The following is a 12,456-nucleotide window of genomic DNA, read 5'->3' on the forward strand; positions in this document are numbered from 1 at the left end:
TAAGGAGCGCATGTGGAAAATGCTAAACCCATGACGTGGCGCCTTTTGGCTGCTGGCGTTTGCCTGCTGACGGTCAGCAGTGCGGTGCACGCCGATTCACTGGATGAACAACGCAGTCGCTATGCCCAGATTAAACAGGCGTGGGATAACCGTCAGATGGATGTTGTTGACCAACTGATGCCGACGCTGAAAGACTACCCACTCTATCCCTACCTCGAATATCGTCAGCTCACCGATGACCTGATGAATGAACCCGCGATCAGCGTTACACAATTCGTGCAGGCCAATCCGACGCTGCCCCCCGCGCGTACGCTGAAAAACCGCTTTGTGAACGAACTGGCTCGCCGCGAAGACTGGCGTGGCCTGCTGGCATTCAGCCCGGATAAACCGGCTACCGTCGAAGCGCAATGTAATTATTACTATGCGAAATACAGCGTGGGTCAGACTCAGGACGCGTGGGCTGGTGCGAAGGATCTCTGGCTGACAGGTAAAAATCGCCCGAATGCCTGTGACAAATTGTTCAGCGCATGGCGTGCGTCCGGCACTCAGGATCCGCTGGCGTATCTCGAACGTATTCGCCTGGCAATGCAGGCCGGGAATACTCGCCTGGTGACGGCGCTTGCGAGCCAGATGCCGTCAGATTATGAAACCATTTCTGCAGCGGTGGTAAGCCTTGCGAACAATCCGAACAGCGTGCTGAGCTTCGCACAAACGACCGGCGCGACGGATTTCACTCGCCAGATGGCGGCCGTTGCGTTCAGCAGTGTGGCGCGTCAGGACGTAGAAAATGCCCGTTTACTGATCCCGCAGCTGGTGCAGGCGCAAAAACTCAATGAAGAGCAAACGCAGGAGCTTCGCGATACCGTTGCCTGGCGTCTGATGGGCTCTGATGTGACGGATGAACAGGCGAGCTGGCGTGATGATGCGATCATGCGTTCGAACTCAACCTCGCTGGTGGAACGCCGTGTACGTATGGCGATTGGCAATGGCGATCGCCATGGGTTGAATACCTGGCTTGCGCGATTGCCGATGGACGCGAAAGACAAAGATGAGTGGCGCTATTGGCAGGCCGATCTGCTGATGGAGCGTGGGCGTGACCAGGAAGCGAAAGATATCCTGCATTCACTGATGCAAGAACGCGGTTTTTACCCAATGGTTGCCGCACAGCGCCTGGGTGAAGATTATTCTATTCGCGTTGAGAAGCCGGAGGGCACCGTTGCGCCTTTACTGGTTAACGGCCCGGAAATGGCCCGCGTTCGTGAACTGATGTACTGGAATTTTGATAATAGCGCGCGTAACGAGTGGGCCAATCTGGTCAGTAGTCGTACCCGCAACGAGCAAGCCCAACTGGCGAAATATGCGTTCGATCAGGACTGGTGGGATCTCAGCGTGCAGGCCACGATTTCCGGTAAACTCTGGAATAATCTCGAAGAGCGTTTCCCGCTGGCCTATAAAGATCTGTTCGTGCGCTACACCAGCGACAAAGGTATCAGCAAAAGTTACGCCATGGCGATTGCTCGTCAGGAAAGTGCCTGGAATCCGAAGGTGCGCTCACCCGTTGGGGCCACAGGGCTGATGCAAATCATGCCGGGCACCGCGACGCACACGGTGAAGATGTTCTCTATTCCAGGCTATAACAGCGCCAGTCAGCTGCTTGATCCGGAAACGAACATCAACATCGGCACCAGTTACTTGCAATATGTCTATCAGCAGTTCGGTAATAACCGCATTTATGCTTCGGCTGCGTATAACGCCGGTCCGGGTCGGGTAAAAACCTGGCAGGGCAATAGCGCAGGGAAAATCGATGCCGCGGCGTTTGTTGAAAGCATACCGTTTTCTGAAACGCGCGGTTATGTGAAGAACGTGCTGGCATACGACGCCTATTACCGCTATTTCATGGGCGATAAGACGCAGATCCTCACCGACGAAGAATGGAAGCAGCGTTACTGATCCGCTGAGAGTATGTTATGCTTGTACTCGCTAAAGAGTACATTCGGCGGATGGCCTTGTGCCGTCCGCCCATAACACGGTGACGTAATATGACTCAACAATCCCCTTACTCAGCCGCAAATGCGGAACAGCGTCACCAGGAGTGGCTACGCTTTGTCGAGCTAATGCGTCAGGCTTTTGCCTCTGATTTGCATCTGCCGCTTTTGAATCTGATGATGACCCCGGACGAGCGCGAAGCGCTTGGCACACGAGTGCGGATTATCGAAGAGTTGTTGCGGGGCGAAATGAGCCAGCGCGAGCTGAAAAGCGAGCTGGGTGCGGGCATTGCGACGATCACCCGTGGGTCAAACAGTCTGAAATCAGCGCCTGCTGAACTGCGCCAGTGGCTGGAGCAGACGCTGCCAGAAACTCACCGATAAATCGCGTTGTGGAAAGGACTTAGGGCTAAGATCACGGCCTGATGATAAACACTGCTGCGGGTGAGTTTTCCCGCAGTGAACACGCCGATTGCGCCTTCTTTACGCCCAATTTCATCAATGCCTGTGTAGTGCGACATCACCGGGCCGAGCGCATCACCTGCGCGTACGCGTTCGAGGATCACTGCCGGAAGCGGCAGCGTTGCCGAGCGAGCTTCACCGCGCTGTTCACGCGTTTCAATCACCACCCAACTGAATGTGCTGCCCTCATCAATTCCGGCTTCAATGGCCACCCAAAAGTCGGCATCTGGTCTGACAAGACGGACATTCTGGACCCGATTCCGTGCGCCAGCGCGCGTTTCCTCATTTCCAAAGGGCTGTTCCGGTACGCCACTCTCGACGGAAACGGCGTCAATATGGCAGGATCCTTCGCCGAAGATCTCTTCAAAAGCCTGCAGAATCGCCTTAATTTTGGCGGGATTGGTGGTAGCTGAGACAACCTTGTGCATAATCAGTACACTTACGAAAAAAATTATCATCGCAGTATAACGGAAAAAAAGCATGTTACAGGTATACCTTGTTCGCCACGGTGAAACGCAGTGGAACGCCGAGCGACGTATTCAGGGTCAGTCCGACAGTCCGCTTACCGAAAAAGGTGAGCAGCAGGCCTGGCAAGTGGGGGCGCGTGTTAAAGCGCTCGGCATCACGCATATTATTGCCAGTGACCTGGGGCGCACGCGCCGCACGGCTGACATCATCGCCCAAGCCTGCGGTTGCAGCGTGACGTATGATCCGCGATTGCGTGAGCTCGATATGGGCGTGCTTGAACGCCGTCTGATCGATTCGCTGACTGAAGAGGAAGAAGGCTGGCGGCGTACGCTGGTGAACGGGACAGAAGACGGACGCATTCCGGAAGGCGAGTCGATGCAAGAATTGGGTGACCGTATGAACGCGGCGCTGAAGGATTGTCTGGAATTGCCGGAGGGCAGCCGCCCGCTGCTGGTCAGTCACGGCATGGCGTTAGGGTGTCTGGTGAGCACAATTCTTGGATTGCCCGCTTATGCCGAACGGCGTCTGCGTTTACGTAACTGCTCAATTTCGCGAGTGGATTACCAACAAAGCCCGTGGCTGGCGCCTGGCTGGATTGTTGAAACCGCAGGCGACGTCACACATCTGGACGCCCCTGCGTTAGATGAACTGCAGCGCTAGCGACGAATAGGAATCAGGTACTCGCAGCGCAACTGAATTGGCGGTTCCTGATTTATCGCATCTTTCTGCGGGAAGAAACGTTCGATGTCCTGGCCCTTACGACGGGTCAGGCTCAGCATAGGCATGCAGGTGCCGTATACGGTCAGCACAAACTCTTGCAGCCCGCTTCCCAGCCCTTCATAGCTGAACATCACGTATTCGCCGCCTTCGAGTTTCACCGGGTGCGCATCCTGCAGATGACCGTTAGCCATTTCTGGCGTCAGGGCCGTGGTGTACAGCACTTCCTGCTCATCGTCGCGTTCGAGGCTTGGACGTGGTTCATGCAGGCCATAAAGCATCGGTGGAATCGACGGCGAATTGCCGAGGAAGTCACGCCAGAATTGACCACGCATCTGCTGACGGAACTCAGAAATTTCTTCCAGTTTACAGGTGTAGCTCTGCGTGACACCGACCAGTTGTGTCTCTGGCATGGTGATGAATTCGTATTTTGGCATCGTGAATTCACCCAGACGCAGCGGTGGGCGCATACCGAATGAACTCCAATCCGGCGAGCGACGATAAAGCGCGGGCGTCAGGTTAAACTGCTTTTTGAATGCACGGGTAAAGGTTTGCTGAGAATCAAAACGGTATTGCAGGGCAATATCCAGAATTGGGCGCGCAGTCAGGCGCAGTGCTACAGCAGACTTAGACAGGCGACGAGCACGAATATAGGCACCAATAGCGTGACCGGTGACGTCCTTGAACATCCTTTGCAAATGCCACTTGGAATAACCCGCTTTTGCCGCCACGTTATCCAGTGATAAAGGTTGATCAAGATGCCCTTCAAGCCAGCTAAGAAGATCGCGAATTATCCCAGCCTGATCCATATAATGTCCTCATCCTTTCGCAGGTGCCTGTAACTAGGGTAGCGGATAATAGCACTTTTTGATGTTTTAGCATTCAGTGTTTTTTTTGCTCTAAAGTGCGATAAAACATTCAAAACAGGTATGATTTTTGTAAAGCTGTGATCTATAAACAGTTTCTCCTTTGTTATTGAATAATCGCTTAACGTCATTTTCAAGAATGGTAACAATATGAAATACAACAAGTTAATTGCAGCGCTTTTGCTGACCCTGGCAGGCAGCGCAGCGCATGCAGAACAAATCGGTTCTGTTGACACCGTTTTCAAAATGATTGGCCCGGACCATAAGATTGTCGTGGAAGCCTTTGATGATCCCGATGTGAAGAACGTGACGTGTTACATCAGTCGTGCGAAAACCGGCGGAATTAAAGGCGGGCTGGGGCTGGCGGAAGATACCTCCGATGCGGCGATTTCATGCCAGCAAGTTGGGCCGATCGAGATTAGCGATAAGATCAAAAAAGGCAAAACGGAAGGGGAAGTCGTGTTCCAGAAACGGACTTCTCTGGTGTTCAAGAAATTGCAGGTGGTGCGTTTCTACGATGACAAACGTAACGCGCTGGTGTACCTGACCTATTCTGACAAAGTGGTCGATGGCTCGCCGAAGAATGCGATTAGCGCCGTGCCTATCATGCCGTGGAAGAACTGATAACGGACAGGCGAAAAAAAACGGCGCGGATGCGCCGTTTTTCATGACTGCAATGGAACGATTAGTCCTGCAGTTCGCCGCAGAAACGGTAACCTTCGCCGTGGATAGTGGCGATGATTTCCGGCGTGTCCGGCGTAGATTCAAAGTGTTTACGGATGCGACGGATAGTCACGTCAACCGTACGGTCGTGTGGTTTGAGCTCACGGCCCGTCATTTTCTTCAGCAGTTCTGCACGGGATTGGATCTTGCCCGGGTTTTCGCAGAAGTGCAGCATCGCGCGGAATTCACTGCGCGGCAGCTTGTACTGTTCGCCGTTAGGGCTAACCAGTGAACGGCTGTTGATGTCCAGCTCCCAACCGTTGAACTTGTAGCTTTCCACGCTACGACGTTCGTCGCTTACTGTACCCAGATTCATGGTACGGGAAAGCAAGTTACGCGCACGGATAGTCAGTTCACGTGGGTTGAATGGCTTAGTGATATAATCGTCGGCGCCGATTTCCAGGCCAAGAATTTTATCCACTTCGTTATCACGGCCGGTCAGGAACATCAGGGCGACGTTAGCTTGCTCACGCAGCTCACGGGCCAGCAGCAGGCCATTTTTGCCCGGCAGGTTGATATCCATGATGACCAGATTGACATCATTTTCAGACAGGATCTGATGCATTTCCGCGCCATCGGTGGCTTCGAACACATCGTAACCTTCAGCTTCGAAAATACTTTTTAACGTGTTGCGTGTTACCAACTCGTCTTCAACGATAAGAATGTGCGGGGTCTGCATGTTTGCTACCTAAATTGCCAACTAAAATCGAAACAGGAAGTACAAAAGTCCCTGACCCGCCTGCTGCATGTCGAAAATTAACATGACAGGCATAACATGACTAAAGTACGTAATTGCGTTCTTGATGCACTTTCCATCAACGTCAACAACATCATTAGCTTGGTCGTGGGTACTTTCCCTCTGGACCCGACAGTGTCAAAAACGGCTGTCATCCTAACCATTTTAACAGCAACATAACAGGCTCAGAGACGGCTGACACCCAATAAAACTACGCTTCGTTGACATATATCAAGTTCAATTGTAGCACGTTAACAGTCTTGTGAAATCCCTGCATCTAAATGCTAGCGTTTGTCACAATCTTTAAACATCTCAAGTGATTGCCTGAATGAACTGATAAGCAGAATGAATCCAAAAGATGAAGGCCAGGTTTATTTAGAATATCTTACTATAACAGTGAGATATGTCGATTCTGTTAACATATGCTCCAGGATGATTCTTGGGTGATAGTTTAGTCTTATTGATGTGTTATGAAACGGCATTTCAGCGTTTTTTGTTGCAATTAAGTAAATTCGCGACGCGCAATATGATGATGAACGTCACATTGCGGCGGTTGCAGAGTAAAAAAGAGAAGGAAACATGCGCTTATCAATCGTGCTGGTTTCACCAGCCAGAGCTGAAAATATCGGTGCTGCGGCCCGGGCAATGAAGACCATGGGGTTCACAGAAATGCGAATTGTCGACAGCCAGGCGCATCGGGAATCCGCGGCGCAGTGGGTCGCACATGGCTCCGGTGACATACTTGAAAATATCAAAACATTCCCGACACTTGCTGACGCATTGCACGATGTTGATTTTACCGTTGCGACCACTGCCCGCAGTCGTGCTCGCTTCCATTACTATGCGACGCCCCAGGAACTGGTGCCAATCCTCCAGGAAAAATCGCAGTGGATGGGCCATGCCGCGCTGGTGTTTGGTCGTGAAGACTCCGGACTGACCAATGATGAGCTGGCACTTGCTGACATTCTCACGGGTGTTCCTATGGTGGCGGACTATCCATCGCTGAATCTCGGCCAGGCCGTGATGGTGTTTTGTTATCAGCTCTCGGCCCTGATGCAAACGCCTGCGGTTTTGAACCCTGAAAATAACGAAAATCAGCTTCAGGCATTACGCGCCAGGATAATGGCGTTACTTGCCAGGTTACAGGTGGCGGATGACGTGAAATTGGCTGACTGGTTGCAACAACGAATCGGGGTTCTTGGCCAGCGTGACACTGCAATGTTGCACCGATTACTGCATGATATCGAAAAAAATATTGCCGACTAACCTGCTGCTATTGATTTTGGTTGTGGGTGAATACTCTGTAATAAGTGTTATCACCAGGTAATGCGCGGTGGCGATCTCCCGGAAAACGGGGGAGCCTAATGGTGTGACAATTAGCGGTAAAAGTAAAAATTCGTTGACTTAACAAGGCGAATACTTTAACCAATAGAGACAGACGACAGACAATTAAAATGACAGAGCACACAACATCCATGATTCGCATCAGCCGCATGACAACAATTATTACCACCACCATTACCACAGGTATCGGTGCGGGCTGACGCGTACAGGAAAAAAGAAAAAAGCCCGCACCTGAACAGTGCGGGCTTTTTTTTCGACCAAAGGTAACGAGGTAACAACCATGCGAGTCTTGAAGTTCGGCGGTACATCAGTGGCAAATGCAGAACGTTTTCTGCGGGTTGCCGATATTCTGGAAAGCAATGCCAGGCAGGGGCAGGTAGCCACTGTGCTCTCTGCCCCGGCTAAAATCACCAACCATCTGGTCGCGATGATTGAGAAAACCATCGGCGGTCAGGATGCACTCCCGAATATCGCCGATGCCGAACGTATTTTCACAGAGCTGCTTCAGGGACTGGCCGAGCTTCAGCCTGGTTTTCCTCACACCCAACTTAAAGCCTTTGTTGAACAAGAATTTGCGCAGATTAAGCATGTTCTGCATGGTGTCAGCCTGCTCGGACAATGTCCGGACGGGGTTAACGCGAGCCTGATTTGTCGCGGCGAGAAGTTGTCGATTGCGATCATGGCTGGCTTGCTTGAAGCTCGGAGCCATAAAGTCAGCGTTATCGATCCCGTTGAGAAGCTGCTGGCCGTCGGCCATTACCTCGAATCTACCGTTGATATTGCGGAGTCCACCCGTCGGATTGCCGCGAGCCAGATTCCATCAGACCACATGGTGTTGATGGCGGGCTTTACGGCCGGTAACGACAGAGGCGAGCTTGTGGTGCTGGGGCGTAACGGTTCCGACTATTCCGCCGCCGTGCTGGCTGCGTGTCTGCGTGCTGACTGCTGTGAAATCTGGACCGACGTCGATGGGGTTTATACCTGTGATCCGCGCCAGGTGCCGGATGCGCGCCTGTTAAAATCGATGTCCTATCAGGAAGCGATGGAGCTTTCCTATTTCGGCGCGAAAGTGCTGCACCCGCGCACCATCGCACCTATCGCGCAGTTCCAGATCCCATGCCTGATCAAAAACACCGGTAATCCGCAAGCACCGGGCACCTTAATTGGCGCCAGCCACAACGAAGACGGTCTGGCGGTGAAGGGCATCTCCAATCTGAACAATATGGCGATGTTTAACGTCTCCGGACCGGGGATGAAAGGCATGGTCGGCATGGCGGCGCGTGTGTTCGCCACCATGTCTCGCGCCGGAATTTCGGTGGTGCTAATTACCCAATCTTCTTCCGAATACAGCATCAGTTTCTGCGTGCCGCAAAGCGACAGTGCGCGTGCGAAAAGGGCGATGGAAGATGAGTTTTACCTCGAATTGAAAGAAGGGTTGCTGGAACCGCTGTCGATCATGGAGCGCCTGGCGATCATCTCCGTCGTCGGCGATGGTATGCGCACGCTGCGTGGCATCTCGGCGAAATTCTTTGCAGCACTTGCCCGCGCCAACATCAACATCGTGGCGATTGCTCAGGGCTCATCTGAACGTTCTATTTCTGTTGTGGTGAGCAATGATGACGCCACCACTGGCGTACGCGTCACCCATCAGATGTTGTTCAATACCGACCAGGTGATTGAGGTCTTTGTGATTGGCGTCGGCGGTGTCGGCGGGGCGCTACTGGAACAGCTTAAGCGTCAGCAAACCTGGCTCAAGAATAAGCATATCGACCTGCGTGTGTGCGGCGTGGCGAACTCACGCGCCTTGCTGACCAACGTCCATGGACTCAGCCTGGAAGACTGGAAAAGCGAACTGGCAGAAGCTAAAGAGCCGTTCAACCTGGGCCGCTTGATCCGTCTGGCGAAAGAGTATCACCTGCTGAACCCGGTGATCGTCGACTGTACCTCCAATCAGGCGGTAGCAGATCAGTACGCCGATTTCCTGCGTGAAGGCTTCCATGTGGTGACGCCGAATAAAAAAGCGAACACTTCGTCGATGAACTACTATCACGAGCTACGTCAGGCGGCAGCAGGTTCGCGTCGTAAATTCCTGTACGACACCAACGTCGGTGCGGGTTTACCGGTCATCGAGAACCTGCAAAACCTGTTGAACGCAGGTGATGAGTTGCAGAAATTCTCCGGCATTCTTTCGGGATCCCTATCGTTTATTTTCGGCAAGCTGGACGAGGGCATGAGTCTGTCGCAGGCGACCGGCATGGCGCGTGAAATGGGGTATACCGAGCCAGATCCGCGTGACGATCTTTCTGGTATGGACGTAGCGCGTAAGCTCTTGATCCTCGCCCGTGAAACGGGTCGTCATCTGGAACTGAGCGATATCGTGGTGGAATCCGTTCTGCCGAATCACTTTGACGACAGCGGCGATATCGAAAGTTTCATGGCGCGCCTGCCGCAGCTCGACGACGAGTTTGCCGCGCGTGTTGCCAAAGCCCGTGACGAAGGCAAAGTGCTGCGTTACGTCGGTAATATTGAAGATGACGGTGTGTGTCGCGTGAAAATTGCCGAAGTTGATGGCAACGATCCGTTGTTCAAAGTGAAAAACGGCGAGAACGCGCTGGCTTTCTACAGCCACTATTATCAGCCGCTACCGCTGGTCCTTCGCGGTTACGGCGCGGGCAACGATGTGACCGCTGCAGGCGTGTTTGCCGACCTGCTGCGCACCCTGTCCTGGAAGTTAGGAGTTTAAGATGGTTAAGGTCTATGCCCCGGCGTCCAGCGCCAATATGAGCGTTGGGTTTGATGTGCTCGGCGCGGCCGTTGCGCCGGTAGACGGCACGCTGCTGGGCGATAACGTGGAAGTGGTCGCGGCTGACGTGTTCAGCCTGAAAAACGTCGGCCATTTCGCCAGCAAGCTGCCGACTGAGCCGCGCGAAAACATTGTTTACCAGTGCTGGGAACGCTTCTGCCAGGAAATTGGCAAAACGGTGCCCGTCGCGATGACCCTCGAAAAGAACATGCCCATTGGTTCCGGGCTTGGCTCAAGCGCCTGCTCGGTGGTTGCCGCTTTAGTGGCGATGAATGAATACTGTGGCAAACCGTTGAATGACAGCAAAATGCTGTCATTGATGGGCGAACTGGAAGGGCGCATCTCGGGAAGCGTGCATTACGATAACGTCGCGCCGTGTTTCCTCGGCGGCATCCAGTTGATGCTGGAAGAAAACGGCATTATCAGTCAGCAAATTCCGGCCTTTGATGAGTGGCTGTGGGTGCTGGCGTATCCGGGCATTAAAGTGTCGACCGCTGAAGCGCGCGCTATCTTACCGGCGCAGTATCGCCGTCAGGATTGCATTGCGCACGGTCGCCATTTGGCCGGTTTTATTCATGCCTGCTATAGCCGCCAGCCCGAGCTTGCGGCAAAGCTGATGAAAGATGTGATTGCGGAACCGTATCGCACCAAGCTGCTGCCAGGGTTTGGCGAAGCGCGTCAGGCTGTCGCCGAAATCGGTGCGCTGGCGAGTGGCATTTCGGGTTCTGGCCCGACCATGTTCGCTCTGTGCGATAACCCGGAAACTGCACAACGAGTCGCAGACTGGCTCAGTAAACACTATCTGCAAAATCAGGAAGGCTTCGTTCATATTTGCCGGCTGGATACGGCGGGCGCTCGCGTAGTGGGATAACCGATGAAACTGTATAACTTAAAAGATCATAATGAACAGGTCAGCTTCGCGCAGGCCATCACGCAAGGTTTGGGTAAAAATCAGGGGCTGTTCTTTCCGCACGACCTGCCGGAATTCAGCCTGACCGAAATCGACGAACTGCTGAAAATGGATTTCGTGACCCGTAGCGCCAAAATTTTGTCGGCGTTTATCGGCGATGAAATTGCCCCGCAGGAACTGGAATCACGCGTTCGTGCAGCGTTTGCTTTCCCGGCTCCCGTTAAACCTGTGCTGGATGACGTGGGTTGCCTGGAGTTGTTCCACGGCCCAACGCTGGCGTTTAAAGATTTCGGCGGCCGTTTCATGGCGCAAATGCTGACGCTTATCAGCGGTGAAAAGCCCGTCACCATTTTGACCGCGACTTCTGGTGATACCGGTGCGGCGGTTGCGCACGCGTTTTACGGTTTGAAGAATGTGCGTGTGGTGATCCTTTATCCGAATGGCAAAATCAGCCCGTTGCAGGAAAAACTGTTCTGTACCCTCGGCGGCAACATTGAAACCGTGGCTATCGACGGTGACTTTGATGCTTGTCAGGCGCTGGTGAAACAGGCGTTTGATGACGAAGAGCTGAAAATGGCGTTAGGGCTGAACTCCGCGAACTCTATCAACATCAGCCGCCTTCTGGCGCAGATTTGCTACTACTTCGAAGCGGTGGCGCAACTGCCACAGGACGCGCGTAATCAGCTGGTGATTTCTGTGCCAAGCGGCAATTTTGGTGATTTAACGGCGGGCCTGCTGGCGAAATCGCTCGGCCTGCCGGTGAAGCGTTTTATCGCCGCGACCAATGCCAACGACACCGTACCGCGCTTCTTGCAGGAAGGCAGCTGGAAACCGAAATCGACGCAGGCCACGCTTTCTAACGCTATGGACGTCAGTCAGCCGAATAACTGGCCGCGCGTGGAAGAACTGTTCCGCCGCAAAGTATGGCGTCTTAACGAACTGGGTTACGCGGCGGTGGATGATGACACCACCAAAGCGACTATGCGTGAGTTGCAGGAAATCGGCTATACCTCTGAACCTCATGCGGCAGTAGCTTATCGCGCGTTGCGCGACCAGCTGAATCCGGGCGAGTACGGCCTGTTCCTCGGCACCGCGCACCCGGCAAAATTCAAGGAAAGCGTAGAGGCGATTCTTGAGACCCAGCTGTCTCTGCCAAAAGAGCTGGCTGATCGTGCAGATCTGCCGCTGCTGTCGGCACATCTACCAGCCGATTTTGCCGAGTTACGTAAGCTGATGATGGCAAAGGCATAACTTAACTTTCTCTTCTACAAAGAGCCGGATGGGCATTGCTCATATCCGGCTTTTTTTATGTCTGAAATATGGAGAGAAAAAGGAGAGAATCAGCAGGAATTAAGGACGAATTCCCAATAAATGCGGGCACTTAGAGATTAGGATTGCGGAGAATAACAACTCGGCTTCCGGGGGCGTACTCTCATTCCATC

General features: G+C 53.2%; 12 protein-coding genes and 1 other annotated feature. Of the genes, 9 read left to right on the plus strand and 3 right to left on the minus strand.

Going from position 1 to position 12,456, the window contains the following annotated elements; translation table 11 throughout:
- Nucleotides 1-12: 12 nt before the first annotated feature.
- Together sltY and trpR are read left to right on the plus strand one after the other, a co-directional pair.
- Nucleotides 13-1,950: a murein transglycosylase gene (sltY, locus tag VH187_RS00590; RefSeq protein ID WP_329699558.1), complete on the plus strand. Its 1,938-nt coding sequence runs from the start codon at nt 13-15 to the stop codon at nt 1,948-1,950.
- A gap of 89 nt (nt 1,951-2,039) precedes the next feature.
- Nucleotides 2,040-2,369 (plus strand): trp operon repressor, encoded by a 330-nt coding sequence (gene trpR / locus VH187_RS00595; protein ID WP_329699559.1) that lies wholly within the window; start codon nt 2,040-2,042, stop codon nt 2,367-2,369.
- Here the strand turns inward: trpR and yjjX are convergent.
- Nucleotides 2,360-2,875 (minus strand): inosine/xanthosine triphosphatase, encoded by a 516-nt coding sequence (gene yjjX / locus VH187_RS00600; RefSeq protein ID WP_329699560.1) that lies wholly within the window; start codon nt 2,873-2,875, stop codon nt 2,360-2,362. The two genes, trpR and yjjX, sit on opposite strands and share 10 nt — an antisense overlap.
- A 52-nt stretch (nt 2,876-2,927) precedes the next feature.
- On the opposite strand from yjjX, the gene gpmB reads away from it, so the two are divergent.
- Nucleotides 2,928-3,575 carry a 2,3-diphosphoglycerate-dependent phosphoglycerate mutase GpmB gene (gene gpmB / locus VH187_RS00605; protein WP_329699561.1) on the plus strand — a complete coding sequence of 216 codons (648 nt, stop codon included), beginning with the start codon at nt 2,928-2,930 and terminating at the stop codon, nt 3,573-3,575.
- Here gpmB and robA read toward each other — a convergent pair.
- Nucleotides 3,572-4,441, minus strand: a complete 870-nt coding sequence (robA, locus tag VH187_RS00610) for an MDR efflux pump AcrAB transcriptional activator RobA (RefSeq protein WP_329699562.1) — start codon at nt 4,439-4,441, stop codon at nt 3,572-3,574. The genes gpmB and robA overlap by 4 nt on opposite strands.
- 207 nt (nt 4,442-4,648) lie before the next feature.
- On the opposite strand from robA, the gene creA reads away from it, so the two are divergent.
- Nucleotides 4,649-5,122, plus strand: a complete 474-nt coding sequence (gene creA / locus VH187_RS00615) for a protein CreA (protein WP_329699563.1) — start codon at nt 4,649-4,651, stop codon at nt 5,120-5,122.
- Nucleotides 5,123-5,183: 61 nt separating this feature from the next.
- Here the strand turns inward: creA and arcA are convergent, their stop codons facing one another.
- Entirely contained in the window at nt 5,184-5,900 is a 717-nt protein-coding gene (gene arcA, locus VH187_RS00620; protein WP_329699564.1) for a two-component system response regulator ArcA, read from the minus strand.
- Between the two features lie 96 nt (nt 5,901-5,996).
- Between arcA and yjjY the strand changes: the two genes are divergently transcribed.
- The 5 genes from yjjY to thrC all read left to right on the plus strand — a co-directional run bounded on the left by yjjY (nt 5,997) and on the right by thrC (nt 12,265).
- A complete protein-coding gene (gene yjjY, locus VH187_RS00625) occupies nt 5,997-6,137 on the plus strand; it encodes a YjjY family protein (protein ID WP_001541509.1) in 141 nt (46 codons plus the stop codon).
- A gap of 399 nt (nt 6,138-6,536) precedes the next feature.
- Nucleotides 6,537-7,223: a tRNA/rRNA methyltransferase gene (locus VH187_RS00630; protein WP_329699565.1), complete on the plus strand. Its 687-nt coding sequence runs from the start codon at nt 6,537-6,539 to the stop codon at nt 7,221-7,223.
- Nucleotides 7,224-7,439: 216 nt separating this feature from the next.
- Nucleotides 7,440-7,556 (plus strand) — a sequence feature (Thr leader region).
- A gap of 25 nt (nt 7,557-7,581) precedes the next feature.
- Nucleotides 7,582-10,044 carry a bifunctional aspartate kinase/homoserine dehydrogenase I gene (gene thrA, locus VH187_RS00635; RefSeq protein WP_329699566.1) on the plus strand — a complete coding sequence of 821 codons (2,463 nt, stop codon included), beginning with the start codon at nt 7,582-7,584 and terminating at the stop codon, nt 10,042-10,044.
- Nucleotide 10,045: 1 nt separating this feature from the next.
- The gene (gene thrB, locus VH187_RS00640) at nt 10,046-10,975 is read left to right on the plus strand and encodes a homoserine kinase (RefSeq protein WP_329699567.1); all 930 of its coding nucleotides are present in this window, start codon (nt 10,046-10,048) and stop codon (nt 10,973-10,975) included.
- Nucleotides 10,976-10,978: 3 nt separating this feature from the next.
- Nucleotides 10,979-12,265 carry a threonine synthase gene (gene thrC / locus VH187_RS00645; protein WP_329699568.1) on the plus strand — a complete coding sequence of 429 codons (1,287 nt, stop codon included), beginning with the start codon at nt 10,979-10,981 and terminating at the stop codon, nt 12,263-12,265.
- Nucleotides 12,266-12,456 lie beyond the last annotated feature (191 nt).

The sequence above is a fragment of the Scandinavium sp. genome, assembly GCF_036271055.1.
In the GTDB taxonomy this organism is placed as follows: Bacteria; Pseudomonadota; Gammaproteobacteria; order Enterobacterales; family Enterobacteriaceae; genus Scandinavium.

Bases quoted from the DNA above. Each gene is read 5' to 3' on its own strand.
- arcA (WP_329699564.1), bottom strand. From the start codon at position 5,900: ATGCAGACCCCGCACATTCTTATCGTTGAAGACGAGTTGGTAACACGC.
- yjjY (WP_001541509.1), top strand. From the start codon at position 5,997: ATGACTAAAGTACGTAATTGCGTTCTTGATGCACTTTCCATCAACGTC.
- yjjX (WP_329699560.1), bottom strand. From the start codon at position 2,875: ATGCACAAGGTTGTCTCAGCTACCACCAATCCCGCCAAAATTAAGGCG.
- VH187_RS00630 (WP_329699565.1), top strand. From the start codon at position 6,537: ATGCGCTTATCAATCGTGCTGGTTTCACCAGCCAGAGCTGAAAATATC.
- thrA (WP_329699566.1), top strand. From the start codon at position 7,582: ATGCGAGTCTTGAAGTTCGGCGGTACATCAGTGGCAAATGCAGAACGT.
- gpmB (WP_329699561.1), top strand. From the start codon at position 2,928: ATGTTACAGGTATACCTTGTTCGCCACGGTGAAACGCAGTGGAACGCC.
- thrB (WP_329699567.1), top strand. From the start codon at position 10,046: ATGGTTAAGGTCTATGCCCCGGCGTCCAGCGCCAATATGAGCGTTGGG.
- robA (WP_329699562.1), bottom strand. From the start codon at position 4,441: ATGGATCAGGCTGGGATAATTCGCGATCTTCTTAGCTGGCTTGAAGGG.
- thrC (WP_329699568.1), top strand. From the start codon at position 10,979: ATGAAACTGTATAACTTAAAAGATCATAATGAACAGGTCAGCTTCGCG.
- creA (WP_329699563.1), top strand. From the start codon at position 4,649: ATGAAATACAACAAGTTAATTGCAGCGCTTTTGCTGACCCTGGCAGGC.
- trpR (WP_329699559.1), top strand. From the start codon at position 2,040: ATGACTCAACAATCCCCTTACTCAGCCGCAAATGCGGAACAGCGTCAC.